Source organism: Ornithinicoccus halotolerans (assembly GCF_009602535.1).
GTDB lineage: Bacteria > Actinomycetota > Actinomycetes > Actinomycetales > Dermatophilaceae > Ornithinicoccus > Ornithinicoccus halotolerans.
On the sequence record NZ_WIQI01000001.1, the window covers coordinates 76,380 to 102,915 of the forward strand.

21 protein-coding genes are annotated in these 26,536 nt (G+C 70.1%); 8 read left to right on the plus strand and 13 right to left on the minus strand.

Going from position 1 to position 26,536, the window contains the following annotated elements; all coding sequences use genetic code 11:
* Positions 1–4: 4 nt before the first annotated feature.
* The 5 genes from GFJ45_RS00355 to GFJ45_RS00375 all read left to right on the plus strand — a co-directional run bounded on the left by GFJ45_RS00355 (position 5) and on the right by GFJ45_RS00375 (position 3,987).
* Positions 5–391, plus strand: a complete 387-nt coding sequence (locus GFJ45_RS00355) for a hypothetical protein (protein WP_153392668.1) — start codon at positions 5–7, stop codon at positions 389–391.
* On the plus strand, positions 388–1,320 hold the full coding sequence (locus GFJ45_RS00360; protein WP_153392671.1) for an ATP-binding cassette domain-containing protein: 933 nt from the start codon (positions 388–390) through the stop codon (positions 1,318–1,320). The genes GFJ45_RS00355 and GFJ45_RS00360 overlap by 4 nt, the downstream gene beginning before the upstream one ends.
* Entirely contained in the window at positions 1,317–2,090 is a 774-nt protein-coding gene (locus GFJ45_RS00365) for an ABC transporter permease (RefSeq protein WP_153392674.1), read from the plus strand. The genes GFJ45_RS00360 and GFJ45_RS00365 overlap by 4 nt, the downstream gene beginning before the upstream one ends.
* 79 nt (positions 2,091–2,169) lie before the next feature.
* Complete coding sequence (locus GFJ45_RS00370; RefSeq protein WP_153392677.1) at positions 2,170–2,976, plus strand: CPBP family intramembrane glutamic endopeptidase; 807 nt, start codon at positions 2,170–2,172, stop codon at positions 2,974–2,976.
* Between the two features lie 549 nt (positions 2,977–3,525).
* Complete coding sequence (locus tag GFJ45_RS00375) at positions 3,526–3,987, plus strand: hypothetical protein (RefSeq protein WP_153392680.1); 462 nt, start codon at positions 3,526–3,528, stop codon at positions 3,985–3,987.
* Positions 3,988–4,254: 267 nt separating this feature from the next.
* On the opposite strand, the gene GFJ45_RS00380 is transcribed toward GFJ45_RS00375, so the two are convergent.
* The 3 genes from GFJ45_RS00380 to GFJ45_RS00390 all read right to left on the minus strand — a co-directional run bounded on the left by GFJ45_RS00380 (position 4,255) and on the right by GFJ45_RS00390 (position 7,817).
* Positions 4,255–4,974 carry an 8-oxoguanine DNA glycosylase OGG fold protein gene (locus GFJ45_RS00380; RefSeq protein WP_153392683.1) on the minus strand — a complete coding sequence of 240 codons (720 nt, stop codon included), beginning with the start codon at positions 4,972–4,974 and terminating at the stop codon, positions 4,255–4,257.
* Between the two features lie 351 nt (positions 4,975–5,325).
* A complete protein-coding gene (locus GFJ45_RS00385; protein ID WP_153392686.1) occupies positions 5,326–5,673 on the minus strand; it encodes a hypothetical protein in 348 nt (115 codons plus the stop codon).
* 1,364 nt (positions 5,674–7,037) lie between these two features.
* Positions 7,038–7,817 carry a hypothetical protein gene (locus GFJ45_RS00390; RefSeq protein ID WP_194288431.1) on the minus strand — a complete coding sequence of 260 codons (780 nt, stop codon included), beginning with the start codon at positions 7,815–7,817 and terminating at the stop codon, positions 7,038–7,040.
* A 1,216-nt stretch (positions 7,818–9,033) separates the two neighbouring features.
* On the opposite strand from GFJ45_RS00390, the gene GFJ45_RS00395 reads away from it, so the two are divergent.
* The gene (locus GFJ45_RS00395) at positions 9,034–9,825 is read left to right on the plus strand and encodes a helix-turn-helix transcriptional regulator (protein ID WP_153392692.1); all 792 of its coding nucleotides are present in this window, start codon (positions 9,034–9,036) and stop codon (positions 9,823–9,825) included.
* Between the two features lie 305 nt (positions 9,826–10,130).
* Here the strand turns inward: GFJ45_RS00395 and GFJ45_RS00400 are convergent, their stop codons facing one another.
* The 4 genes from GFJ45_RS00400 to GFJ45_RS00420 form a co-directional block, all read right to left on the minus strand.
* Positions 10,131–10,370, minus strand: coding sequence for a hypothetical protein (locus GFJ45_RS00400; protein WP_153392695.1), 240 nt, complete (start codon positions 10,368–10,370; stop codon positions 10,131–10,133).
* A 136-nt stretch (positions 10,371–10,506) separates the two neighbouring features.
* Entirely contained in the window at positions 10,507–10,743 is a 237-nt protein-coding gene (locus GFJ45_RS00405; RefSeq protein ID WP_153392697.1) for a hypothetical protein, read from the minus strand.
* Positions 10,744–10,803: 60 nt separating this feature from the next.
* Positions 10,804–12,117 (minus strand): competence protein CoiA family protein, encoded by a 1,314-nt coding sequence (locus tag GFJ45_RS16200; RefSeq protein ID WP_194288432.1) that lies wholly within the window; start codon positions 12,115–12,117, stop codon positions 10,804–10,806.
* Positions 12,118–12,728: 611 nt separating this feature from the next.
* Positions 12,729–14,465, minus strand: coding sequence for a hypothetical protein (locus tag GFJ45_RS00420; RefSeq protein ID WP_153392702.1), 1,737 nt, complete (start codon positions 14,463–14,465; stop codon positions 12,729–12,731).
* 13 nt (positions 14,466–14,478) lie between these two features.
* On the opposite strand from GFJ45_RS00420, the gene GFJ45_RS16205 reads away from it, so the two are divergent.
* The gene (locus GFJ45_RS16205) at positions 14,479–14,928 is read left to right on the plus strand and encodes a hypothetical protein (protein ID WP_194288433.1); all 450 of its coding nucleotides are present in this window, start codon (positions 14,479–14,481) and stop codon (positions 14,926–14,928) included.
* Between the two features lie 761 nt (positions 14,929–15,689).
* On the opposite strand, the gene GFJ45_RS00425 is transcribed toward GFJ45_RS16205, so the two are convergent.
* Positions 15,690–16,742 carry a lamin tail domain-containing protein gene (locus GFJ45_RS00425; RefSeq protein ID WP_153392705.1) on the minus strand — a complete coding sequence of 351 codons (1,053 nt, stop codon included), beginning with the start codon at positions 16,740–16,742 and terminating at the stop codon, positions 15,690–15,692.
* 176 nt (positions 16,743–16,918) lie between these two features.
* Here GFJ45_RS00425 and GFJ45_RS00430 point away from each other — a divergent pair, with 176 nt between their 5' ends.
* On the plus strand, positions 16,919–17,287 hold the full coding sequence (locus GFJ45_RS00430; RefSeq protein WP_153392708.1) for a DUF4260 family protein: 369 nt from the start codon (positions 16,919–16,921) through the stop codon (positions 17,285–17,287).
* A 1,474-nt stretch (positions 17,288–18,761) separates the two neighbouring features.
* On the opposite strand, the gene GFJ45_RS00440 is transcribed toward GFJ45_RS00430, so the two are convergent.
* From GFJ45_RS00440 to GFJ45_RS00460, 5 genes are all read right to left on the minus strand, one after another.
* The gene (locus GFJ45_RS00440; RefSeq protein ID WP_153392711.1) at positions 18,762–19,478 is read right to left on the minus strand and encodes a PP2C family protein-serine/threonine phosphatase; all 717 of its coding nucleotides are present in this window, start codon (positions 19,476–19,478) and stop codon (positions 18,762–18,764) included.
* A 95-nt stretch (positions 19,479–19,573) separates the two neighbouring features.
* The gene (locus GFJ45_RS00445; RefSeq protein ID WP_153392714.1) at positions 19,574–20,092 is read right to left on the minus strand and encodes a hypothetical protein; all 519 of its coding nucleotides are present in this window, start codon (positions 20,090–20,092) and stop codon (positions 19,574–19,576) included.
* 363 nt (positions 20,093–20,455) lie between these two features.
* Positions 20,456–23,482: a type I restriction endonuclease subunit R gene (locus GFJ45_RS00450; protein WP_153392717.1), complete on the minus strand. Its 3,027-nt coding sequence runs from the start codon at positions 23,480–23,482 to the stop codon at positions 20,456–20,458.
* On the minus strand, positions 23,482–24,690 hold the full coding sequence (locus GFJ45_RS00455) for a restriction endonuclease subunit S (protein WP_153392720.1): 1,209 nt from the start codon (positions 24,688–24,690) through the stop codon (positions 23,482–23,484). Before GFJ45_RS00455 ends, GFJ45_RS00450 begins: the two co-directional genes overlap by 1 nt.
* Positions 24,683–26,170 (minus strand): type I restriction-modification system subunit M, encoded by a 1,488-nt coding sequence (locus tag GFJ45_RS00460; protein ID WP_228386259.1) that lies wholly within the window; start codon positions 26,168–26,170, stop codon positions 24,683–24,685. The genes GFJ45_RS00455 and GFJ45_RS00460 overlap by 8 nt, the downstream gene beginning before the upstream one ends.
* Positions 26,171–26,536: the final 366 nt, after the last annotated feature.

The following is a 26,536-nucleotide window of genomic DNA, read 5'->3' on the forward strand; positions in this document are numbered from 1 at the left end:
GGGCGTGAGCAGACAACAGGAACAGGGCACCGACCGGGACCCTGAGCCGCTCCTCTTCCTCGTGGAGCTGCGGGCAGCCATCGGCGTGCCCACCGACCTCAACGCCATGCGGGGGTCCCTGTACGCAGCGATCACCAAGCTGCAGTACGGCGGTGTGGACATCGGCCAGGCGGACGCGTTCCTACTCCCGGGTGATGCCCGGTGCCTCTGCCTAGTGCAGTCCTCCGACCAGGCCTCGGTCGCGCTCGCCTGCGACGCCGCCGGTCTGACGGCCGCTCCGGTCCACGAGGTCCACCGGTTGCCGGCACCAAGCCGCGCCTTCCGCGACCCCCAGGCGGAGCAGCCCACCGTCCCGGCTGCCGTGGTCGGCATCGCCCCGGAGACACCATGATCGAGGCGCGGCAGTTGACCAAGACCTACGGCCGCACCAGGGCCGTCACCGATCTGTCGTTCGCCGTCAGTCCGGGACGGGTCACTGGCTTCCTCGGGCCGAACGGCGCGGGCAAGTCGACGACCATGCGCCTCATCATGGGACTCGACCGTCCCACGGATGGCCAGGTGACCATCGGAGGCCAAGCCCTCCGCGACTACCCCCGACCGCTGCGGGTCGTCGGCGCCCTGCTGGACCCGGGGGCCATGCACAGCAGCCGCAGCGCCTACCACCACCTGCTGGCGCTCGGGCTGACCAATGCGATCCCCCGGCAACGGGTGGAGGAGGTGCTCGCCATGGTCGGCCTCACGGACGTGGCCCGCCGGCGGGTCCGTACCTACAGCCTGGGCATGCGGCAACGAGCGGGCATTGCGGCAGCCCTGCTCGGCGATCCGGAGGTCATCCTGCTGGACGAGCCGGTCAACGGCCTGGACCTTGACGGCATCCGGTGGATGAGGGGACTGCTCCGCCGGCTGGCCGGGGAAGGCCGCACCGTCTTCGTCTCCTCCCACCTCATGAGCGAGATGGAGCTCATCGCCGACCATCTCGTGGTGCTGGGCAAGGGGCGCCTGCTGGCCGATGTGCCGATCGAGGTGATGCACGGCGGCTCGGGACCGCGGGTGGTCGTGCACTCCCCTCACGCGGCGGCTCTGCGGGAGGTCCTGGCGCGAGACCAGGCGGCGGTGACCATGACCGGCGCCAACGAGCTCTCGGTCGTCGGAGTGCCAGGGTTCCAGATCGCGAAGGTCGCCCTCGACCACGGCTTCCTCGTCGAGGAGCTCAGGACCGCCGAGACCTCCCTGGAGGACGCCTATCTCTCCTTGACGCAGGGCGATGTGGAGTACCCCGTCGGCGGGACCGAGCCCCGGCAGCGGGAGGGGACACAGTGAACGGCCGCCGCTCCCTGCCGCGACGCGTCATCCTCGCCGAGCTGGTCAAGCTGGGCAGCCTGCCCTCGAGCATCTGGTTCCTCGCGACGACCTCCGTCGTGATCGTGGGCTTCGGCGTCTACGGCGCCATCGGCCAGACCGTGCAGGAGGACATGGGCCTGGCCACCTACGACCCATTGGGCGGGACGCTGGGCGGAATCAGCTCGGCTGCGGTGGTCGTGGGCACGCTCGGCGGGCTCTTCGTCACGGGTGAGTACATCAACCGCATGGTGCGCACCACATTCAGCGCCGTGCCCCGACGCTGGGAGGTGGTCCTGGCCAAGGCCGTCGCGGTCGCGGCCGCGACGTTCCTGGTCGTCCTCGCCTCGCTAGCCCTGACACTGGGCGCAGCCGCCCTGATCCTGGGCAACCGCGGAATGTCCCTGGCGCTCGGGGCACCTGGCGCCGCGCGTGCCCTGGTCGGGTCGGCGCTGTTCCTCGCGCTCGTCGGTGTGATCGGGGTGGCACTCGGGTGGCTGTTGCGGTCGACCGCGGGGGTGCTCACCGCCATCGTCGGACTCCTGTACGTCCTGCCGATCATCAGCATCCTCCTTCCCCGCTCCGTGGGCGAGCACGTGATCCCGTACCTGCCCAACAACGCCGGGGTGGCCGTCATGCAGCTGGAGAGCTCCGGCCTGCTGACACCGTGGACCGGCTTCGGGCTCTTCGCGGCCTACGCGCTGCTCGCCCTCGCCCTCGCCGCCGCCGTCATCGAGATGCGGGACACATGACCAACACCGACCACCCCTGTCATCCACCAGCGGCTGGCCTGGCACACCACAGACAGCGAGCACTCACCAGGAGAACCTCATGACCGCCACCTACCACTCCCCGCGAGGCGCTACCTCCCAGCTCCGGCCCCTGTCCGCCGGGCCGGATGACCGATCCCTGCGACCCTTGCTGGTGTTCGCGGCCGTCGCCCTCCCGGTGGGCTGGCTCCTGCTCTCCCTCTACCAGATCCTTGACCTGCCGCAGGAGCTATTCGTCCTCGGGGCCACCTTTCTCGGGCTGGTCACTCCCGCGCTCGCACTCACCTACCGGCAGCGCGGTCGCGCAGGCGTATACGCGCTCCTGAAAGATGCGGTCAGGCCGTCTCGGCCGCTCTGGTGGACCCCGCTGGCCGTGCTGGTCCTGCCGGTCCTCGTGTGGGGCACGGCCTCACTCTTCGGCGGTGCACAACCGCTGACCGCCTCGTTGCTGATCGAGGCGGGAGTCCTGTTCGTGAGTGCCGCGCTGATCATCAACATCTGGGAGGAGATGGCCTGGACCGGGTTCGTGCAGCGGCGGGCCATGGCGCGGTGGGGTCTCCTCATCGGCAGTGTTGTCACCGGCCTGCTGTTCGCGGCCATCCACCTGCCGCTGGCCTTCGACGGTGCCTCCGGCGCCGGCGATGTCGGTCTGGGTGTCGCCGTCCTGCTCGGGACCGGCATCGGCCTGCGCCTGCTGATCGCCCGCCTGGATGTCTGGAGCGGTCGCAGCCTGTTGACGATCGGCCTCCTGCACGCCTCGTTCAACACCACCGCGGTCTTCATCGATCCTGCCTACGACTGGATCCGTCTGGGCGTCACGATCCTGCTCGGCGTTCTCGCCGTCACCGTCCCTAGCCGGAGGACTTGAGCACCTCTCCCCGGGCCCAAAAATCACCCGAGCCTGCGCCCCTCCCGCGGGCGCACTACCGCAGGCAAGCGCGTGTGCGGTTGCAGGCGGTTCGCGGTGTACTCCTGGGCGCCGGCCGCGACGCCGGAAGCAGCGGCTCGCCCCCGGGGGGCGGCCCGGCCGGGGAGTGCCGGTCAGTGCGAGCGCTGCGGCGCCGCGCCCTCCTCGAGGCGGCGCAGCCCCTCGAACAGGGTGTGGAACGGCGACGGCGCGCTCCACCGGTACCGGCTGATCCGGTACGACGCCTGCTCGATCGGGGTGCGCCACCGGGTGGCGAACTGGTAGATGCGGTGGAAGGCCGCCAGGTCGGCGGACCGCGCATGGACCGGGCGGCGCTTGGTTGCATTACGGTAACGAAGCCTTGTGCATCCCTCTCCTGAAGAGCACGCTTAGGTCACGAATAGGTCAAGGAATCGTCTGGTGCAGTCCAGACGTGGGGGGGCGCACATGGCTGGGCGGCGGTTCACGGTGGTGGCAGCGGCAGCGGGACTGCTGCTGGCTGGATGTGGTGTGGGCGGCGAGGGGCAGGTTGTCGAGGCGGACGCGGCCGACCAGGAGACGCACTCCGAGCGCGAGGCCGACGAGGGCCGGGAGCAGGAGAGCGACGCGGCGACCGAGAACCGGGCCAAGCAGGCCGAGAAGAGGGCTGAGCGGGCTGAGGAGCGGGCGCGTCAGGCCGAGAAGAGGGCCGAGGAAGCGAAGACCAAGGCCGCCCAGGCCCAGTCGAGGGAACCAGGGTCCGTGGACGCTGACGCCGTCGCTGAAGAGCTGGCCCAGAGGCCCGAGCTGCAGCGGATGTCGCTGGACATCGGATGGGAAAGCGTCACGGACGCCGAACGTGAAGCCTTCTGCGCGTCTTGGGCGATGGACGGTGACGTTCGCGAGCTGATCCTCGACGCCACGATCGAGGCCGCCCGGGGCGTCATCGAGCGGGACGTAGCCAGTGCCTACTACGACGAGAAGTGCTCCTGACCGGTCCCAGGCCGGGACGACGGCCGGTGATCCCAGCGCGGCGCCGGCCGCGATGACCAGCGGTCCGGCGGCGTCGCCGGTGTCGGAGCACAGCCGCCAGACGCCCAGGAACGCGGACCTGTCTCTAACGGGTGCGACGTCGGCGCCGATCGTCATGTCGACGCCGTGCTCGGTGCAGAGCTCTCGGAGCATCCCCGCCCCCGGCGGCACAGCCGGGCGACCGCGGCGGGAACCGCGGTGAAGGCGCTCCCAACGGGGGAGCAGGGGCTACTGCCGGTACAGCCAGACCTCGACCTCGTCAGGGCTGACGCGGCGACCGATGCGCTGGGCGGCCTCGCGTGCCCACCGGTCCACCAGCTCGACGTAGGACCGGTACGTGCTGGCCCGCCACTGCGGCAGCGTGCTCAGGGTTGTCCACCGGTAGCGGTCGCGCAGGACGGTCGCGACGACGGTGTCCATGATGACGGCCCGGTGCTCGGCATCGCCGGCACCGGCGAAGTACAGGTATTTGGTGAAGAACGCCGGGCCGAGCTCACGGATGCGGTGGTCGCCGCGGGGCTTCATGCTCTGGTAGGCGGCCACCGGGTCGGTCGCGGCCAGTTTGCCCGCGCCGTGAAGCCGGGTGGCGGCCTCGACGGATCCCAGGGCAGCCACGGCCCCGACCCGGGCGCGCTGGTTGCGGTACCCGCTCCCGGTGCCCCACGCCAGGACGTGCCACAGCAGCCGGAGTACCGCCTCGGTGTCGCCGGTGGCGGTGTCCTCGGCGAGCGCGAACAGCTGGCCGCGGGTGATGCCTGGCCGCCCGTCGCGTCCGGCGGGGGTCTGCAGCGGTCCTCCCGGCAGCCCATGCTCGGTCAACCGGGAGTCCCACCAGCGGGGATCGACGGGAACCCAGTGCTCGTGAACGTGGGCGTGCCGGCTGGTGGAGGCGAGCGCCGTGACCAAGTCGGGCGGGACGGGCAGGTTCACCGAGGGGGACTGGCTCATCCGCGACAGCATGGCAGAGGTCCGCACGTCGCTCACGGATCGCCACGGGGGGCCCAGGCAGTGCGGCTGCTCAGCCCGGCGTGACCTGCCGGGACTGGCTCTGGCGGGCGGAGTTCTAACGGCAGCGGCACGGCAGGTGACCGGGGACGGACGGCGCCGGTACGCAGCCGCACCGGCGCGTGGAGCTCCCTTGCCGCGGCGCGTTCCCGCGCCAGCCCCGCGTGGTCAAGCCGCTCCGGGTCCACGGCGGTACTGCGAGAGTCGGGTTTGGGGGGCCTGTTGCACCGAGGCTGTGAAGCCGATGAGTGCGACCAGAAGCGGGTCGTAGCCGCCAGTCGCTGGGTGAGCCGGTCACGAACGGGACCTGCTCGACGGCCGCCCCCGAGCCCGCTGCTTCAGCGTCGGTGCGAGCTGGAGCAACTCTTCGGCGTCCTGGCGCAGGTCCACGCGCATCGCGCCGGCGGGCAGTCGCCAGGACAGGCCGCTGTCGGCTGGCACGCCGGTGGGCAGGATCCGTCGCCAGGTCTCGCCTCGTTCTCGCCAGCCGTCATCGCCCAGCTCGAGGGCCTGCGCATCGGTGGCGTTGGTGTAGGAGTACTCGATGATGCCGTCGGTGGCCTGCAGGACCTGGTCGTAGGCGTCCTGGTTGGTGAACAGCATCACGTACAGCGACCGGTCGTCCTCCGGGTCGGGTAGCAAAGTCAGCGCGTGGCGGGCAGCCTGGACAGGCCGACGGAGGCGCACCACTTTGCCAGCCCGCCTGGTGGTGTCGGTAGGACCGTCTTGTCTCGTCGGCTAGGCAGGCTGCCCGGATCTCCTCGGTGAGTTCGGCGATCGGGTCGGGGGTCGGGACGACCTGCAGGTGCCGGCCGCGTCCGCGGTCGGCGGCCGTGACTGGCTGGGAGGGTGGGGGACCGAACGGTAGTGGAGCTGAGGGGGTCGGCTGGGAGGGCTGTGCCACGGCAGAGCTCCTGGGTAGGGGACGTGTCGCCGGGGGACAGTGCGTGCTGTGGTCGGTGGTGCACTCACCTGCATGTCGCCGGGGCTTGCGGCCAGCACGCACTCGGTGGAGATGTGGTGAGTCGTGGCGAGCGGCCAGGGGGGTGCTGTCAGGTGTTGTCGGTCTTGGGTTCGATGTGCCCGGTTTGCAGGATGGCCTGGTCTGGGGCGCCGTCTTGTTGACGTCGACGAAGGGGAGCAGCGCGTTGGGCCCCGCAGAGGTCGCCCGTGCGCGCGGGTGGGTGGTCGTGGCTGGCGAGGGGCTGCCGGTGGCTGCCGGGGCCGGGTGCCTGCGCGGGACCGGTAGGGGCGGCCTAGGCACAGCGCGTCGGCCACGCCCGTGATCCCGACACGCACCACGCGTACGGCGGGCTACTGGCAAGGAGCCACCCCGGGTGAGGCAGCCCCGGAAGTTCCGGCGTCGCGCACGCGCCGGTACGCCTGGTGCCTGGCGGGCCGGTCTGCGTCTTCGTGGCCGGCAGCTCACGCGCTGGGGGGTGACCTTAGTTGCGGGTGGCCGACCCGCGGTGTGAGGGTCTGACCTGCGATGACACGTGAACAGCGCCAACCTCGACCGCTGGTTAGGGTGGTAACCAGCGGTCGAGGTTGGCGCAATATTGGGCTCCGCGTCCGAAGTTCCCCACGCAGGTCGTGGGGCGTGTGATGCAGCTGCTAGTCGTTACAGCGAGGAGATCCTGTACGTCGCCCCTTGATGACGAAGCGGGCGATGTCCGGGCCGGGATATTCCCGCGGCGCGGCGACGGCACCGGCCGGACCAGGGCAGGCGGATCCTGCTCGCCGTCGCCGGCGGCTCCCGCAGCAACTGGGCGAGCAGGTGAGGGGCGTCGGGGTCGCTTCTGGCCGGTCGGGGTCGTCGCCTGTCGTCTCGAGAGCGGGGGCCCGGTCTGCGGGCTCCGACTGAGCCACCGGCTCTGGGAAGTCGGTGACCGGCGTCGTGTGCGGTTGGCGATGCGCTCGACGTGGTCGCGAGCCTTCTCCGTTCCGGTGCCGCCGACGGTCCGCGTCAGCCGCGACCGGATAGCGGTCTCCTTGCAGCGGGAAGGTCAGGCGGGCGCGGACCGCGGCCCCTCGTCATACCGGGGTTCGCAGCTGGTCCCATCGGGTACTTGGTGCATTCCCTTCTGGGCCTCCTTGGGCACGATGTCCTGCTCCTGGGACGTCTCCTGCTGCTGGGACGTCTGCTGCTGGCGCCAGTCGTGCACGGCGTCTGCTGCGACACCGGCGGAGAAGTCCCCGAGCCACAAACCTGCCACGCTGGCGAGGGCGACCAATGCCTTTCGTACCCGCCCCGGCGGCTTCGCCGGATGACTCGGCGGGGCATGGCCCGCGCTGTCGGTGTGGACGTTGACCTGGATGCCAAGCAGGGCTCTCAGCTCGGAACCGTGGCTGGCGCTCTCCACCTCCAGCCCGTACGCGACCGGAGTGAGCTCTCGCAGTGCCGCGCTGAGCGGCATCGCGCGAACGCGGCGGTCCTGGAGGGCTTGGTAGAGCTCAGTGTCGGGGTCGTCGGGTACGTCCGGGTCGGGCGGCTCGTTGAGGACCGCCAATGCCTGGGCGAGAATCCACCGTTCGTGCAGGGCCAGCAGCATGTTCCCAGCCGCCGCCGCGGTCGGCTCTGGTATCCGCACCGCCAGCCCTGTGGGCACGGGCACCGCCGGCAGCCCGCCCTCCACCGACGCCTCGACGTGCTGCCAGAGCCGCTCGGCCCGGGGCATCATGCGAGACAGGGTCCAGTCGAGGGAGGGTTCCAACCCCAGCTTCACGCGCACTTGGCCGCGCACCTGGTCCGTCACCGGCAGCACGCTGCCTGCCGAGCTGCCCATTCGTCCTAGTCCTTGATCGGAAGCGCTAGCGCCACGTTCCGGCTCCGGTGGCTGCACGACCATGGCGGTCCTCCCTCTCCCTGCATCTTCAGATTAGCGCCGGTTCGCGTGCGCTTGCCATGGTCAGTTTCATAGGGGCTCCTCACAGGCGTTGCTCCGTTGTGGTGTCCGGCGGCGCAGGGTGCCGGTGTCAGTCGTGACGAGCAATCACGTTCGCCGGGTCGTGCCCGGGCGCGGAGGGCCGGGTGGCTGGTGGTCGGTGGCAGGCGACGGGGTGGCGGGTGCGGTAGTGGGCGCGGGCGGTCGCGGCGGTGAAGTGGGCGGGGTCGTAGAAGACAGCTCTGCCGTGGACGCGGGTGGTGTAGATGCGGGGCCGGCCGGTGGTGTCGGTCTCTCGGCCGCTTAGGTCGCGCCGGGCGCTCTGGTGGGGGGTGGCGCCGCCGATGCGGATGCCGTTGGCCGCGGCCAGGTGGAGGGCTTCGTGGGTGTCGATGGCTCGGGGTGGGCGCTGACGGAGTAGGGCGCGAATGAGCTGTTCGCGGGTGTTGCCGCCGCGGTAGGAGGGCTGGTGGCCGTGGAAGAGCTCGCCGAGGATCTTGTCGGCGATGCGGTCGCCGGTGTGGGCGGCCCAGAGCCGTTGGGGGCGGGGGCAGCGCCGGTTGGCGGTGGGCGCTGAGGTTCTGGTGTTGAGGAGGGTCCAGCCGCCGGTGGCGAGCTTGCGGGCCAGCCGGGCTTCGAGGAGGTGGCGCAGGTCAGTGCTGGGGGAGTAATCGGTTCGGCGGATGAGGGCGACGGCGGTGGGGTGCAGTCTGCCGAGGCGGTTGCTCCAGTGGTGCAGGGAGACCCCGGCGCGACGGGTCTGGGCGTGAGTTCGTCGACGGGTCGTTCTGGCGGGAGCCGGGGCGGGGCACGAGCACGATGCTGACGCGGTTCGTCCGCTCCGGCGGGCACGTGCAGTGGCCGCGCCACTTCGAGTCCTTCGACTGGTAGCGCTCGCGACGGGCACCCTCATGGGCGGGCCGCCAGCCGTCCCGTTTGTCTCGACTGTGTGACATGTGCGTGTGTCACGGAATCCTGACGGTGGCGCTGTAGATCCCCAACCGCGGCACACCGAGGTACACGCACACTCGCGTGCGGGACACTGCGGCCGCCGGTGGGGCTCGCCTCTTGGCGCTCGGGGGTAGCGGTCGGCACCGGCCGGGAGCACCCTGGTGGGATGGACGGCGCCGTGGCCGCCGACCATTGGCTGGACGTCACTGCCGAGCTGCTGCAGCGGCCACTGACACGGTTCCCGCACGAGCTGGTACAGCGCGAGCTGCGGGCCACCTTCGAGGTGCGCACGGTCTCCTGGAACTGGGCAGACGGATCCACGCTAGGTTTCCACCTCGACCCTCCGGTCGGGGGCTGGGGTCCGGGGCTCGTGCCGCTCGAGCACCGGTTTGCCTACTACCGGCATCCGCTCATCCAGTGGTTCGGTGCTACTGGGGATCCCAGGCCGCAGACGGTCGGGCGGGTGCCGGCACAAATCAGTCCCGACCGGGACAAGGCCGCCATCGCAGAGCTCCTTGCCCCCGTCGGTACCGAGCAGCAGCTGTCGGTGCCGTACGTGCTGCAGCCCGGAACCCACCGGGCGTTTGTGCTGGCGCGATCCGTCGACGATTTCACCGATTCCGACCTGGTGTTGGCCGGGCGGCTGCAGCGGCTGTTCCAGGCGGTGCACGCGCAGGTGCGAGTGCTGGGTGCGATGTCGATGGTGAGCGTGGAGGAACTCCGGCGGGCCGGGCTGACCGGGCGGGAAGCCGCGGTCCTGGCGCTGGCCGCGCAGGGGCTGACTACCACGGCGATCGCCCACCGGCTCGGGATGGCTCCCGGCACGGCCCGCAAGCACCTGGAGCACATCTACCGCAAGCTCGGGGTGAGTGGCCGGGTGGAGGCCGTCCAGGTCGCGGCCATGCTCGCTGCAGAGGGCATCGCCCTGGAGGCCGAAGCTCCGCTCCCCGCTCCGTGAGACGTAATCCGGGCAGTCAACCCTGTAGCCCGGTCCAGGAGCTCCCGGTACCGGTCGCTGCCGTCGAACCGGGCCGGGTCGACCCCCGGCGCTCCAGACCATGCGCCCGTACACGTCGGGGTGGCCGACGGCGGCCTCCGTCCGGGCGTCTCTGTCCGCACACGGTATTGCTTACTCGTCCCCCGGGGGATGTGCCCTCCTGTAACCACGGGCGCAGGCACGGCTCACATCTCGCCCACCCCGATCATCGGGGTATTGCCCAGCGGCGGGTCCTAACGGCGCAGTCGGGAGTAGGCGGTGGCGGTTCAGCCTCCGGCACGGTTCTCGTGGCTGGTGTCAGGTTGTCTGCGGGACGAGCAGCACAGCTCACGTCGTGCCGTGTGCCTGGCACCGGGGGCCGGCGGCTGGCGGCCGGCGGCGAAGATGATCGCCAGGACGGCGCAGGCCAGCAGGGGTCCCCAACACGGGAAGGACCACTGGCCGAAGAGCAGCAGGGCGTTGAGCAGCTTTCGCTCCACCAGCCACAGGAACGCCGCCGCGGCCACGGTCGGGGCCGTGTAGGCGGGGATGCGCAGGTCATGGGGTCTCGTTTCGGTTGGCAGGCGCCACGGGGCGGGCCCGAAGCGGTGGTCTGGCCGGGTCGACCGTGCGCGTGCTGGCGGCCGGAGCAACCGCGCACGGTCAGCGGCGGGACCAGTCCAGGACCTGCTTAGCGGGGCGTCGTAGCTGGCCTCGATGGCGTCGGTGACCGAGTCGGCGACGCCGTCCAGGTAGCAGCCGGTCCACGTTGGCGAGCAGGTTGATCAGGTCGACTTGGTCCTCGGTGGCGTTGATGGCGTCGCGGACGTCGTCGCAGGCACGGTTGAGGACCCGCTGGACCTGGTCACGGGTGTACGGGCCGGGCTTGGGCGTGGTCATGGCCGGGAGTGTGCTGGGCCGGGTCGGTGGGGCAGTCGCCGCGACCGGGGCCGCCGGGGGCTAGCGGCCGGTGGCGGCCGGGGTGCGGCGCCAGGTGTCCGGGCCGGTGGCCTCGATGAGGCCAGCTTGGGTGAGCGCCCGGGCCAGTGCGCCGTTGTCGTCGACGTCAGCGAACCGCAGGTGGGCGGTGGCGCCGGCGGCGTCGCAGGTGCAGACGAGGTGGGCGAGCACGGCACCGGCTCGGTGCAGCTCGGGCGGCAGGGCGGTCAGGAAGTCCCAGCCGGTCGGTGGTGCCCACCCGGGCGGGGGGTCCGCGTGCTGGGACAGCGCGCGGCGCGGCGCGGCCGGCGGCAGGGTGTACTGGCCGGCGTCGGGATGGCGTGGCCGAACCGGACGGCGAGGGGTGAGGTCCAGGGTGTCCTGTACCGGCCGGGTCGTGTCCGGTCCGACCGGAGCCTCGCCGGGCCAGCGGTCGGGCGCGGGCCGGCGGTTGCCCGAGGGAAGCCCGAACCCACCGGTGGCGCCGGGTCCCTCGCCGTGCTGGCGGGGTTGCGGGGTGCCGGGGCGGGGCAGCAGCTGCAGCGGGTCGTGGGGGTCACGCAGGCGCAGGTCCGCCAGGGCGGGGGTGAGCAGCCCGCGGTCGGGGTGCAGGTGGCAGGCGGTCAGCGGGTGGTGGACCGGGTCGGCTCCGAGCAGGTGGGTGGTGATGGTCACGGTGGCGGGGTCGCCGGGCACCGGCAGGTTGCCCGGGTCGGTGAGGTCGGCGTCGGGGTGCGGGTCGGGCACGGCCAGGGTGATGCCCAGCCAGTAGCCGTAGGCCTGCTGATGCAGCCGATGCAGCTGGTCGCCGGTGTCCGGGCCGAACAGCCAGCTGGTGCGGGTCACCTCCTCCCGGTAGCGGCTGTCCCGTTCGGCCCAGGTCTGCACCGGCAGCCCGGAGAGCTGGACCTCCAGGGACTGCGCGGCCCGGGGCAGTGTGACGTGGACGTCGGCGCGGGTGCCGTTGTCCAGCCGGGCCTCCAGTCGCACCGGGTGGCCGTGGGTGGTGAGCCAGGCGGCCAGGGCGTGCTGGGCGGCCAGGTGCAGGTACCGGTCGAGCGGGTCGACCCCGTGTCGGGTCAGCGGGCACTGACGGGCCCGGCCGGCCTGGTGGGCGAAGTGGGGCCGGTTGACCTTGCCGGGCTTGGCGACCAGTTGGCCACCGCAGCCACCGGCGGCAGTGGAGCACCGGAACAGGTCGTGGCGGGCGCCGAGCGCGACGGCCTGGTCGTGGTCACCCGGCATCAGCAGCCAGGCGGTGCCTGCAGGGCCGTCGGTCACCGCGCACGGCAGCTGCTTGCGGCGCGGCCGCGGCGGTTCGGTGTCCGTGATCATGGCGATCCCCCTTGGTGCCGGTGGCGGCCCCTTGCCGCCGGCGGTGCAGGCACGGTAGCGGCCGGCACCGACAGCGGGTGCGGGTCACCCGGGGCAGTCGGTGAGGGGCAGGGCGGGGGTGCTCAGCCCTCGCCGGTCAAGGGTGCAGGTGGTCAGCTGGTGGCTGACCGTGGTTATCGAGTCGGGGTGGCGTGGGGCAGGCGGTCCGTGCGTCGGTGAAGGCGGCTGGGTGGGTTCGGCCGTCTCCGGTGGACGTTGTCGCTGGGGTGCATGAGCGGGTGGTGGCTGCTGTGCGGGAGGTCGTTGGGGGGTTGGCCGGGGAGGTTCTGTCGATGGAGCGCTGGGTGGCGTCGGGGTTGCGGGAGTGGGGGCCGCGGGTGGCGTATCCGGTGTCGTTGTCGGGGGGTGACCATGGCTGGGTCGTGGAGGGCGTGGCGGGGCAGGTTGCGTTGGTGCGGGTTGGTGGGTTGGGTCCGGGCATGGTGGTCGACTTGGCGGGGCTGTGGATCCGGCGGGTGCGGCTGGGTGGGTTCGTCTCGGCGCCTGTGGCGGTGCAGCCGGGCTTGTTCTGACTGGGGCGGTGGGGCCGGTCGTCGGGTGGTTAGGTGAAGTTAGGTCGTCTGGGCGGGTCGGGCTGGGTCGGCCGGGTGTTCCTGTGGGCCGTCAGCTGCTGCGGTGGTGTCGTGAAGGAGGGTCGCGTCCCGCCAGGCGCGTTGTGTCTTCAGGGCGCTGAGGCTGTGCTTGGTGCGGAACTGGGCTTGCGTGGTCCCGGCTGCCTGTTCTTGGGCGGCGATCTGGGCGAGCGCGGCGCGGTCGGGGTCGGTGCCTGGGTCGGCGTAGAACTTGCCGTCGCGTAGCAGCTGCTTGGTGGTGTCCAGGCTGGCGTCGAGACGGTCGGCGATCTGGGCACGGGTGAGGCCGGCCTGCTGGAGGCGGACCGCTTCGGTGCAGCGGGTGAGGCGCTCGTCGCGGGTGGCGGTGTTGAAGTCGTTGCGGCCGCGGTTGTTGCCCCGAGGCTCCCGGACGGGCTTGGCTGGGCGGGGCCGGGTGGGTGACCACGTCCACGTGGTGGCGCCGGCGGTCCCGGGCGGCAGCCAGGGCGCGAACAGGTCCGGTAGTCGGGGCAGGTCGGCGTGGGTGAGCTCGAGGACGGTCAGGTTGTGGCGGGCGGCGAGGCGTCGTTTGACGTCCATCCGGGCGGCGTAGGTGGGGTTGTCGGGCATGCCCCACAGCTCGACGTAGGTGCCGTCGGGCAGTAGCCAGTCCCCGCGGCGCTGACCGGTCGGGTTGAGCTCGGTGTCGGTCGGGTAGCGCGGTTCGCGGTCGTGGTCGATGCCGTGCTGGTGGAGGAAGTCGCAGATGGTCTTCTCGCCGAGGGACAGGCAGGTGTGGCCGTCGCGGGCGGCGATGGTGGTGCCGCGGCCGGTGCGGATGCCGTCGGTGGCCAGGCCAGAGGCGACCAGCAGGTGGGTCCACGGGTGTTCGCCGCGGCGGATGCAGAACCGCAGGAGGAGCAGCTGGTCGATGGTGGTGGGTGTGACCGGCTCGGCGGGGTTGACGTGGAGGGTGTCGAGCTGAGTCTCGAGCATGGGGGCGCCGTCGAACTCGAGAGGGCCGAGCATCCCGACGGCCCGGGCTGTGGTCTTGCGGTCGCACTGGACGCCTTCGGCGGCGGTGGCCAGGCATCCGTGGCAGTAGCCGAGCGGCTCGGTGCAGACCGGCGTGGTGAACGCGAGGCTGGCGCGGCCGCACAGCCGGCAGGGCGCGATGGTGCGGGTCAGGGTGTGGCTGCCGAAGAGGGCCTGACGCTGCCGGACGTACCGTTCGGTAGTGCGGAACGCCTCTGGCGGTTCAACCGGCGACGGCTCGGACTGCGGCAGCCAGGTTGTGGTCGGGGGAAACGGGCCGGTCGGCAGCAGCCGGCGGGTCGAGGCGAGCAACTCGACGCGGCCGGTGGGCAGGGGCTCGTTTGTTGGGTCCTTCTCGATCGAGTAGGGGATATCGAGCTCGTTACGTAACGCCCACGGGGTGCGGGGCAGCCAGGTGTCGGCGGCCTCGAACCCGAGCCGCGCGAGGTAGGCCCGGACGGGTCCAAGCAGCCGGCTGTCCTGGACGTACAACGCCCGGCGGCTCGGGACGTAGTAGGCCAGCCACCGGTAGCGCCGGGACCGGTCCGGGACGGATGCCCCGACGCGGATGAGGTCCTGGGTCCAGCGCGTGTGCAGGTTCGGGATGGTCCCGGCCGGCCAGTTGGGGTCGGACGCCGGGGCGAGGGGCTGTGCGACTGGGATGTCGGCGTCGGCCAGCATGGCCAGGGCCTGGTCGCGGTCGCGTTCGTCGGTCAGCACCAGGTGCCCGTGGGTGAGGACGCCGATGTGCCGGCGGGGCCTCCTTGTCGTACAGCTGCAGCGTGCGGGTCCGGCCGGGGACACCGGTCAGGGTGATGGTGAGGCCCTGGACCGGTGGTGGCGGCGGGGGCAGCTGCTGCAGCTGCTGGAGCGCCTCGCTGGCCTCGGGCATGGGGAGGGTGTGCGGCCGGTGGGGGCGGCGCTCGCCGGGGTTGCGGTGCCAGTGCGGGCCCGGCGGGTCATGGACGGTGAGGAACTCCTCGATCGCAGCGCCGAGATCGGGAAGCCCCGGCAGGTCAAGCCCGAGGCTCCCGTACCAGTAGTCAGAGACGATGGCGGTGCAGGTCACTGCAGACCGGGGGAGGGCGGCTCGGGCGTAGTCGGCGAGGCCGGCCAGGGTGGTCATGCCGATCTGTTCCAGGTCGTCGTCGTACAGGTAGCCCAGGTGGCGCTCGTCGGGTGACCCGCCGAACGAGGCGGGCGCCGCGACCGAGATCGCGTTGCGGTTGTCCGTGTTGTCGAAGTGGTGGATGAGCTCGACCTGGACGCTGGTGTGGCCGCGGCAGCCGGCGACGAACCGCTCGAGGGTGGCCTGGGGCTCGTCGCCGAAGGTGCTGAAGCCCAGCAGGGTGTGGCCGCCGGCCGGAGGCAGCACGACGTTCCGGCCGTGCCAGGCGATGCGGTAGTGGGTCATCGGTGCGGTGTTCCCCCTGGGTGGTGCGACCCGGGCCGGGCCTGTGCAGGAGCGTAGGTCAGGGCGGTGACTAGGGCTGGGCGGGCTGGCTCCCAGAGGGCGGGGTCATTGGGGGTCGCCGGGGCAGTGCGCGGGCGTGCCGTCGTCTCGGGTCCACCGGTGGGTGGGGTGCATCCCGCAGATGGCGAGGCCGCACGGCTGGGCAGAGAGGTCAGCGCGCGGTAGCGGTTGTGGGCGTGCTTGTGGGAGGTGAGGTGGACGGTGGCGAGGCGGACAGGTCGGTCATGGCTGGCACGGTGCCGGGTCCGGCTGGTCGGGCAGTCGCGCCGCGGCGGCCGGGGACTGCCGCTTGTTGCGCCCCGAGCTGCGCCAGGCCCTGCCCTGGCGGTCGTGGGACGTCAAGGACGTGTTCGGTGCTCGAGGAAGACGCGGTGGTGCTGGGCGGCCGCTATGAGCTCGGTGAGCTGCTGGGCCGGGTCGTCTGCGTCAGCAGCTACCCAGCACCGCGTTGGACGCCTTTGGGTCGCTGCTCAGCCGCAGGTGGCGGTGCTTCCTCCGCCGGAGTAGGCGCAGCTGTGGGCCAGCGTGCCGGCCTCGTTGCGCAGCACCGCCTTGTCGCCGGTGTTGTTCCAGATGTGGCCCCACCCGGCGTAGAGGTGCCCGGCGGTCGGTGAGCCCTTGCCGGAGTGGACGGTGACGGAGGCCCCGGACTTCAGTGTGAAGGTCGGGAACGTGAACCGGTGACCGGCCGCGTCCTGCAGCGTCCATCCGGTGAGCTTGCGGCCGTAGGCACTGCGGTTGGCGATGACGACCTTCTCGCCGTTGACGTTGCTGCTGGTGTCGCTGCCGGAGGGGTTGTAGGTGATCGAGGCGAGGCGCACCCCCTTGACGGGTGAGCCTGTGCCGCTCGTCGTCGTCACCGGGGCCGGGGTCCAGGCGACGGTCACGTTCCTGCAGCCCGCGGCCAGCTCCCGCAGCCGCCGTTTCTCCGCACCGTCGACGGCCAGCTTCCAGCGCAGCTTGACCACCGTCCACTCCCGCACGTAGCGGCAGCGGTTGTACTTCGGCAGCCACTGTGCCGGGTCGCGGTCGGCCTTGGAGCGGTTGACGGAGGCGGTCACCGCCACCAGCGCCCGCTTGTCGCCGAGGTCGTTGGCGAACCGCTGCCGCGTTGCGCCGTCCCACCGTCGGGCACCCGACCCCCACGCCTCGGCCAGCGCCACCATGTGGTCGACGTCGAGGTTGCCGGGTGCGGTGTGGACGACCTTGTCGTAGTAGGAGACCCACCGGCCGGACTTCACGGTGCAGCCACCGGTCACCGCCACGGTCGACTCCTGGCGCAGCACCTCGTGCCGGGTGTTCTGGCAGTCGCCGTCGGCGTCCACCCAGTGGCGGAACAGCGTGCGGTCGTAGCCACTGTTGGCCTCGGCCGCGACCGGCAGCCGCTCGACCGCGTCCCGCAGGCGGGTCTCCGCCGCGCCGGCGGTGCCCACCGGCCCCAGGAACATCACCAGCAGGGCGACGAGCAACGCGCCGACCGTCGCGCGTGGCAGGGCGCGGGACGCTGAGGAAGGGACGGGCACGGCAGCCTCCGGGCAGGAAGGGAGGGCTCCGGCGGAGCTACCCCAGGTGAGTGCCCGGAATCCCACGCCCGGACCTGTCGAGCATATGTCCCTGCAGGTCATTGCGCTGTAGGGCGGTGGTAACGATTCGGCATCAGGGAGGGGCGCGCCGCCTCGCGACGGCTAGCGTCACGTCCGTGACCGTCTGGTTCCAGCGGGCCGAGAGCGCCGTCATCGCCCTCGCCGTCCTCGTCGCCTTCGTCCAGCTCGGCTTCAGCTGGTGGTGGCTGCTGGTGCTGTTCCTGCTGGTCGACGTGTCGATGGTGGGCTACCTGGTGTCACCGCGGATCGGTGCCTGGACTTACAACGCCGGGCACAGCTACCTCGGTCCGGCAGCGTTGGCCGCCCTGGCGTGGGGGACCGGCTCATCGGTGGCAGCGTTCGTCACCTCGGTGTGGGCGTTCCACATCGCCGTGGACCGCCTGCTCGGGTACGGGCTGAAGCACCCGGACGACTTCACCCACACCCACCTGGGGCACATCGGCGGGCAGCGGGCCCGCGCCTGAGGTCAGCCTCTGGTGGCCGCGGCCGCGACGATCGAGGCGGCCGCGGACTCGATGTCCTGCCGGGGTGGTCCAGCGCCCGAGCGAGAGACGAAGGGCCGCCAGCGCACGGGCGTCCTTCAGGACCATCGCCGTCAGCACGGGGGAGGGGGTGTGGCTGCCGCTGTGGCAGGTTGACCCGGTCGGTAGAGGCGTTGAGGCTGGTCGCGCCCAGCTCCTCGTACACCTTCCGGTCGCGGCGGCACCTCTTCACCGTCGGCAGCGTCAGGATCACCGTGTGCTGCGGGGGAGCCGGTGTCGGTCGCCTAGCTGACCACGGGGTCTGTTACGGCGTATAGCGGCGTCCTGGACGGGGCGGCGTAGCCCATCCCCGGCGTGCAGCCGCCGGTCACAGGGTCTCCCCCAGGGCCGCGCGGCAGGTATCGATCATCATCCTCTGCACACTCGTGCACAGCTGCCTCCGGGGGGACTACGGGCCAGAGCGCATCCAGGCCAGCGAGGACAACCTGCACCAGCAGGTGTCCACGCCTGACCTGGGTCCTGCCGGCAGCGCAATGCGAAAGGCATGCGAAAGCGGGCCCCGCGGAGGGGCCCGCTTTCGCGTTTGCGCAGCTTAGGGCGCCGTTCCGGCGCGGACCTGGCTGGGTGTCTAGATGTCGAAGTACATCTCGAACTATCCCCGCGGCGTCGGCACGCGTTGGCAACGTTGACGGTAGCCCTCCCACGTGCGGAGATGTCCTCGACGCCGTTGGCCATAGTTGGTAGCCGCTGAGCGTCTTGCGGACTCTGTGCGGACTCAACCGGGCGCTCGCGGCGCCGCATGGAAGGGCGCGCCGCTGGGGTCATGTCGCTGCCTTGGCGAAGTCGCGGGAGCGGTAACCACTACGGTCGGCCGGTACACCCTCGACGCGTGGCTGGGACAGAGCAGCGACGACCCGAGCTTCCTCGAGGTACTCGCGCACAGGAACGGCTGTGCGCTGTGCCGTCGTGCTCGGCAAACTGCCAGGTCAGGAGCGCTGTGCATTGAACTGTGTTGGAGTGAGAACCGGACCCGCCACGTGCCTACTTCATGCCGGCCTGGAGACCACAACGCATATCAGCGACATCCCTCACCAGCACTTGCACCAGCCCATCGGTCCGACCATCACGTCACAGCTGGGGCACATCTCCCCCAGAGGGTGCACGGGGACACGAGGCGGCAGGCCGGGAGTGACTGTCACCTGGGCCCGACCCCGCATGGGCTCCGGGCGGTGTCGGTTCCCGCCAGTCAGTTCCTTGGCCAGCCGCAGGGTCACCTCGCTATAGCCCTGAGCGCGCAGTGCATCACGCAACGCCTTCGCCCCTCGGCCGGGGTTCGCCTTCAGCCACGCACGGCCGGCCGTCCTCCAGTTGCGGCGGCTGGCTCGTGCGTGCCCTCGAGCCCCAACTCGCCGTGGTGACGCGCTGGCACGAACCACAGGCGTCCGTGCTGCGCGGCTCACAGGTCCACCACCACGACGGTGATGTTGTCATGCCCGCCTTCGGCGATGGCTGCGGCGACCAGCGCCTCGCAGGCCGCGCCCGGGGACCCGACCGCCACCAGCTCTTGGATCGCGGCGTCGTCCAGCTCACCGGTCAGCCCGTCGGTGCACAACAGCAGCCGCCCGGTGGCCTCGGGCAGGACCTGGATGCTCGGGAACGGTGCCGTCTCCTGATCCAGTCCGAGCGCCTTGGTCAGCAGTGACTGGCCCGCGTGGGACCGGGCTTCCTCCTCGTTGATCTCGCCGAGGGCGACCAGTTCGGCGGCCTCGTTGTCGTCGGTCGTCAGGCGAGTGAGCTGGCCGCCCCGGTACAGGTAGGCGCGGCTGTCACCGACGTGGGCGATGCCGACGTCGCCGTCATCGTTGCGGTAGGCCGCCACCAGGGTGGTGCCCATCCCGGCGTGGGCGGGCCACCGCTGGGCGCTGCGCTCGATGTCGGCGTGGGCGGTCAGCACCGCCTCGAGGAGCCCCCATTCCACCCCCTGGTCCGTCCCGGCAAGGACGCGTGTGACGCTTCGGGTGGCCTGCTTGCTGGCGATGTCGCCGTGCGGGCATCCGCCCATCCCGTCGGCCACCACCCACACCTGTGGACCGATCCGGAAGGCGTCCTCATTGCGGGTCCGGACCAGGCCTTGGTGGGTCGAGCACGATGCCGCGTGTGTCCTGGGGTGCATGATCTGCTCCTCGTGGTCGCTGCCTCCCTATGAGGCCGCCTGAGGACAGATTCCTCGTTCTCGGGTCGTTGCGCTGGAGAAGGCAATACCCGGGATCACTCCGCCGGTGGGAATGGTTCTTCCAAGTCTGCGGCGGTCAGCACGCCACTGACGGATACCAGGTACTCGCCCAGTTCGTGCAAGCTCTTGAGCGGAACACCACGGTGCTTGTTGACTCGCCGCATCACCCGGTGAGCCCGCTGTTTGATCTCACTCGCGGCCACGTTGTCGCCGATTCCGGCCGCTGCCGCGGTAACCAAGTTGCCCGGAGCCGGCTGATCGTTGATCAGATGGACGAACATGTGCGCCAACTGGTATCGCTCGACCGGATTGAGGTCCACCTGGGCACCCGGGAACTCGGTGCCGATCCGTGCCAGTGCGTCAGCGTCACGACGAGGGTGCACCACCTTCAGCGTCTCCACCTGGTCTTGCGGTACCCGCTGGATGTCCAGTCGCAAGGTGATGCGCTCATCCAGGGGCCAGGACAGCACCCAGGTGCCCTGCTGCAGCATGATCAGCGCTCCGGGCTGGAATCGGCCGTCCTTGACCCACTGGCTCGTGGCGGATACGGGCACGCTTGGACTGTTCCTGAAGATCCAGCCATCCGGCGCGGCGCGGAAGTTCCCCAAGTCTCGAGGCGCCCATGGCCTCCGGATCCGGATCGCGCAGGTCGGTCCACGCCCGACGCCAGCCTCCTCCTGCCGCGGAAGCAGGCCAGAACCGTACTCCTCACCGCCGACCTGCAGAGTGAACTCTGCTCGCCACACCCGAGCCCGGGGGTTACCGGGATTCTCAAGGCTCATGCCGCCTCCTCACTGTCCGTCGTTCAAGGTCACCCGCCGAGGTTGGCCTTGCCCTCAAGAGGTGGCCCTACCGCGGCAGTCCCCTGGTGGGCAGCGCCACTCAGAACGATTGGGCGTTCGGTTCGGCTGGCACCCTCAGTAATGCTCGGCGATGTAGGCGTAGGCCCGGTCGAATAGCTCGCCGGCCGGGGGCAGGGCGTACTTCTTCAGGACCTTGCGAACTTCGATTCGCACCAGCCGGTCGCCCGCCTGGTCGGCAGACCAGCCGTCGTAGCGGACTTCTTTGACGATGCCGTCGACGTCGTAGACGACGTCGCTGATGATGTGGGGGGTCTCTGGTGGGGCGTACTGGTCGAAGATCTGGGTCAGGGCGCCGACGTTGGGGTCGGGCAGCAGGTCCAGGCCGCGCGTGCCGGCGGTGTCTTCGGCGTGCTCGGCGGCGGTGACGTCGCGGGCGAGCTCGAAGATCTCCCGCAGGAGGGCCTGGGAGTCCTGGGCCCGACCCACGGCGCGGTCGCGCAGCTGCTCTAGTCGTTCCGCGAGGCCGCGGTAGGCGGGATGGTCACCGTGGGGTCCGGCCATGCGTTTGCGGATGCGGCCGGCGATAGAGTCGATGACCTCATCGGCGGTCTTGGTCTTCACCTCGGCGTCGTCGGGATCGATCAGGCCCTCCTCGACGAGCTTGGCGATGGTCTCGACATCGGCGATGACGGCGGTGACCGAGGAGTCGGTGACGGTGACCTGGCCGATGTGGCCGTGCACCAGATCCAGGGTCTTGGCGCCAAGGCGGTGCCACAGCAGCTCGTTGCTGGTGTCGACCGGCATCACGGACTCATACACCTTGGACAGCCACCGGTAGTCCTCCCGGTGGGCATCCAGGCGCATGTCGGGGTAACAGGTCTCCCAGATGCCTTGCAGCAGCTGGAATCGGGCGGCGAACCGGTCCCGGGTCTTGCCGTCGGGGATGCGCTGCCGGGCTGCCTGAAGGGACTCGAACGTGGCGCTGGTCCGGTCGATGCCGGCGAACCGGTCCAGGACCTCGTCCAGCTCGTCGGTGAAAGTTTCGATGAGGGCGTCGAGCTCGATCTCGCGCTGCTTGGCTTCTGGGTTGGCCGGGGACATGGCGCGTGCGAACCCGTCGCCGAGGCCGACGTAGTCCACGATCAGCCCGTACCGCTTCTCCTGCCCGGTGTGCGGGTGCTTCCAGCGCCGGTTGGTGCGGGAGATCGTCTGGTACAGGGTGTGCAGCTTCATCGGCTTGTCCAGGTACATCACGCCCTCAATGGGTGCGTCGAACCCGGTGCCGAGCTTGGAGGTGACGATCAGGAACTTCAACGGCTCCCCTACTTTCCGGAACCGGTCTAGCAGGTCGTTCTCGGCGTGGGCGGACAGCTTGTACTCCTGCCACTCCGGCGGATCCTTCGAGCCGACCGACATGACCACCGCCGCCTCATCCGGTGCCTCACTCTCGCCTGCGCGGGCTAGGAGCTGGCGGGTCAGCTCGGCCTCGTAGGCCACGCACAGCGCCCGGTCGTTGACCACCACCTGGGCCTTCATCCCGAGCGGGTCGACGGTGGCGTAGAAGTGGGCGACCATGTCGGCCACCACCGCCTCGATCCGCTCGGGGTTGGAGAAGAACGTGGAGACCGTGGAGACCTTCTTGGTCAGGAACTCCCGCTGCTCGACGTCCAGCTCCTCGGCCTCGGCCAGCGTCTCGAACGCGGCCTCCAGGCCCTCCCGGTCGATGTGGAAGTCCACCAGGCGGGGCTGGACGTGGATCGGCACCGTGGTCCCGTCAGCGATAGAACGGTCCGAGTCGTAGGTGTTCAGCGCGTGCCCCGGGTCGTCGGGGTCACCGAACAGGGCGAAGGTGTTGCGGTCCAGGTCAGCGATGGGGGTGCCGGTGAACCCGAAGAACCGGGCGTTCGGCAGCGCCGCCCGCAGGTGGTTGCCCAGCTGGCCCTCCTGGGTCCGGTGGGCCTCATCGACCAGCACGATGATGTTGTCCCGCTCGTTCAGCAGGCCCGCGCCGGCGAACTTGTGCACCGTGGTGAACACCAGCCCGCGCTGGTCCCGCGCCAACGCGGCCCGCAGCTCAGCCGCCGACTCGGGCGTGGACAGGCGCGGCATGTCGGTGGTGCGGAACTGCTCATAGGTCTGGGCGACCAGCTGCACCCGGTCGGCGATCATCACCACCGTCGGGTTCGCCAACGCGGGGTCCCGCAGCAGTTGGGCCGCGGCGAACACCATCGCCAACGTCTTACCCGAGCCTTGGGTGTGGTGCACCAGCCCCTGGCGCTTGATCCCGTCCCGGGCGCGGGCGCAGATGGCCTCCACCGCCTCGTACTGGGGATAGCGGGCCAGGATCTTCACCAGCCGCGGGGCCTGCCCGTGACGGGTCTTCAGCTCGTACACGGTGTAGTTGGCCAGCACGTTCAGAACCGTGCCCGGGTCCAGCAGCAGCTGAACGCACCGCGCCACCCGCTCCCACCCGGCCAGGGTCGCCGGGTCGGCGGTGGAGCCCCACATCTGCCAGGTCTCGATGTCCTGCCTGACCGCGCCGTAGTGGAACTCCCGACCCTCGGTGGAGAACGACAGCAGGTTCGGCACGAAGAACTCCGGCCAGCCCGGCTCGTAAACGCCGGCGATGTCCTTGGCGCCCTTGACCCAGGACACCTTGGCGTCCACCGCGGTCTTGGCCTCCCCCACCACCAGCGGCAGCCCGTTGACCCACAGCACGATGTCGAACCTGGCCGAGTGCCCCGGCGTGCCCATCGTCACCTCATCGGAGACCACCAGGCTGTTGGCGCCCGGGTTCTCGAAGTCCACCAGCCGGATCGGCTCATGGAACTTGGTGCCGGTGAACTGGTAGGTCGCCATCCCCCGCAGCCAGGAGGCGAACGCCCGGTTGGTCTCCACCAGCCCCTCGTCTGCCACCGACAGCACCAGCATCCGCAGCTGCGCCAGCACCTCCTCGGCCCGCTCGGGTCGCTCGGCGATGACGGGGTTGAGCCGCACCAGGGCATCCACCAGGGCGGACTCGACGAACACCTGCTCGGTGCCCCGCGCCAGCTGGTGCCCCGGCACGTGCCGCCACCCCCGGTCTTTCAACAGGTCGATGACCGGGTCCTGCACCGTGGTCGCCTCGTTGAACCCCACCATCAGGCCACCCCCTCCAACAGCTCGTCATACGACTCCGGGATCTCATGCTCACCCGAGAGCAAAGCGGCAAGCAGGGCTGATCGCAGCTCCCTGAGTTGTAATGTGTGCCGCTGGCACCTGTCTCGGGCATCGTCAACCGTGTCCATGACCTCGACAATGTGTCGCTGCTCGGCCAATGGGGGTAACGGGCACTGATAACTCAGGACGTCCGAAGCTTTGCTGCGGCTGCGACTCCCGGTAGTCCCTTTGGCCCTTGATGTCAGGTACTGCTGGAACTGCTCGGTCCTTGCTATGAGTCGAAGATAGCCGAGGAGCACGTGAGCTTCATCAGGCACAAGGACTGCAAACTCCGTGGAGCAAACAGCACCAGCCTCCGCGACTACGTGGCGTGGAATCCGCGGATTGAGCATGGAGATCAGAAGCGCCGGTTCCTTGATGAGAAACTTGTTGGATCCGATATCCGCCGCCCTGACATCCTCAGGAATCCTGCCTGCGTCAAGCCCGGGTATCGAGTAAAGCCGAACTTCTGCGGGCATGTTACTCGGCGAGACGGAGGTTCGGTCGACGCGCGCAATGTCTCCGAGGGTAACTTCCGCCCATCCTTCACGAGCCGAGCTCGGCAGCAGCGCTGTCAACAGTTGTGCGTCGAGCGTGGGGAGTGCTGCGCCAGGAACCTGAGAATCACTCAGGGCCTCGGCTGCTTCCATGGCGTCGTACACGGCGCCGATCAGGTCGACGATGCGCCGCTGCTCGTCCAACGGCGGCACCGTGAACCGCAGCGCCTTCAAGGCCCCGCCGCTGATCTCCTGGAACGTGGAGCCTCCTGAGTTGGCGCGCAAGTATTCGGTCGAGTGGCCCAGGAGGTAGTACCAGAACTCAGGCAGCTGGTCGTCGTTCAGGACCAGGCTCTTGAACCCCTGATTGGTGGCAATGGGGCCAGACGCTACGGACACGTAGCCAACGGGGGCCCTGCTGGTCAGCAGTACAGCTCCTGGGGGGAGCAGGCGTGCCCCTGAGTTCTTCAGGCCCTCCTCGGTGATCGTGCGCTCACCGGAGGAGGTGTATCGTGCTGGCCGCTGGGAGAGGTCTTTAGGCGTCAGCCACTGCACCTCGCCGCCCCAATACTCCGCCACGGAACTTTTTGGAGTGCCGCCTCCCATCACCTGTGCCACATCCCCCACCGACACGGTGCGCCAACCTTCACGCATCGAACCCGGCCGCCTTCAGCTTCTCGTCCAGGACCGCCTCAGCGGCCGTCAGGCGTTCGCGGGCTTCCCGGTAGGCCAGTAGGGCTTCTTCAACGTTGGCTTCTGCGACGGTCTCGCCCTTGATGTAGCGGCCGATGTTGAGATCGAAGTCGTTGTCGGCGATCTCGGCTAGGTTCACTAGCCGCAGGCTCAGCCCGTTCTCGCCGTCGATGTCCTGGCCCCGCTTGTAGGCGACGTCGATGACCTCGATGTCCTCATCGCTCATCGTGTTCTGGTTCTTGCCCGCGGCGAACCGGGCGCTGGCGTCGACGAACAACACCTTCCCGCGCCGCTCGGCCGGCTTGGAGGCCCGGAAGATCAGCAGGCACACCGGGATGGAGGTGGAGTAGAACAGGTTGGAGGGCAACCCGATCACCGCCTCCAGGGTGTCGTTTTCGATCAGGCACTGACGGATCGCGGCCTCCTTGCCGCCACGAAACAGCACCCCGTGCGGCATCACCACCCCGACCCGGCCGGTGTCGGGCCTCATGGTGGAGACCATGTGCTGGATCCAGGCGTAGTCGCCGTTCTTGGCCGGCGGCAGCCCGCAGATCACCCGGCCGTAGGGGTCCTTGGCCCAGGCGTCGGCGCCCCAGTTCTGGAGCGAGAACGGCGGGTTGGCGATGACCACGTCGAACTTCTCCAGCCCGCTACCGGTCAGCAGCTTGGGCTCACGGAAGGTGTCCCCGCGCACCACACGGAAGTCTTCCAGGCCGTGCAGGTACAGGTTCATCTTGGCGATGGCGGCCGTGGTCAGGTTGATCTCCTGCCCGTTCAGCCGCAACGTGCGCGGATCCCCGCCCGCGGCCTGCACCGCACCCACGGTCTCCACCAGCATCCCGCCAGAACCACACGCCGGGTCAGCGATGCTGTCCCCGGACCTGGGGTCCAGGATCCTGACCAAGAGATGCACCACGTGGCGGGGAGTGAAGAACTCCCCGGCCTTGCGACCAGAAGCTTCAGCAAACTCCCGCAGCAGGTACTCATACGCCGCGCCGAGCACGTCCCCGTCGACCGAGTCCGGGTCCAACCGCACCGCGTGGAAGGCATCCAGCAGCGCGGTCAGCGCCGGCTCGGGCAGCCGGTCCTTGTTGGCCCAGTTGACGTCCCCGAACACCCCGGCCAGCGTCTTGGGGTTGGCCTGCTGGATGCGCTGGAGCGTGGTGGACAGCTTCACCCCGACATTGACCGCGGTGGAGTGCACATCCGCCCAGTGGCACTTATCCGGAATGGTGAAGGTGTGGTAGTCGGCCTCGATCTCGGCGGTCAGGTCCTGTCCGAAGTCGGCCACGGCCCGGGCCTTCTCGTGGTTGAAGGAGTCAGAGATCCACTTGAAGAACATGACCGGGAACACGTAGGACTTGAAGTCGGCCGGGTCGACCGGGCCCCGCAGGGCGTTGGCTGCCGACCACAGCACCGACTCCAGCTGCTGCTGGGTCACGCGCTGCCCTGCAGGGGTGTGCACTGCCATAGATGGTCCCTCCCGCTGTAGGCCGACGTACCCCGGTGCCTAGCCACTGCCGCGGCGCTCAAGCACAGTGCAAGCCTAGTGGCACGCCGCGACCAGACTTCTTAGCGTCGCCCGGTGACTTCGGCTCCGGCGGTCAGCATACGTTGGCCTCCGAGACGTCCCCGCGCTCCTCACTCCACCCATAGGCCCTCACCAGGCTCACCTGTGCCCGTTCACGACCCGCGCGCCGCCGGCCGCTGCGATCCAGAGCCACCGATGGAGAATCCGACTACGGGCCCTGACCCGCCCCCGCCCTCTCACCGGGCGCAGCGCCCGCTGTCCTACCCGGGCCGGGTA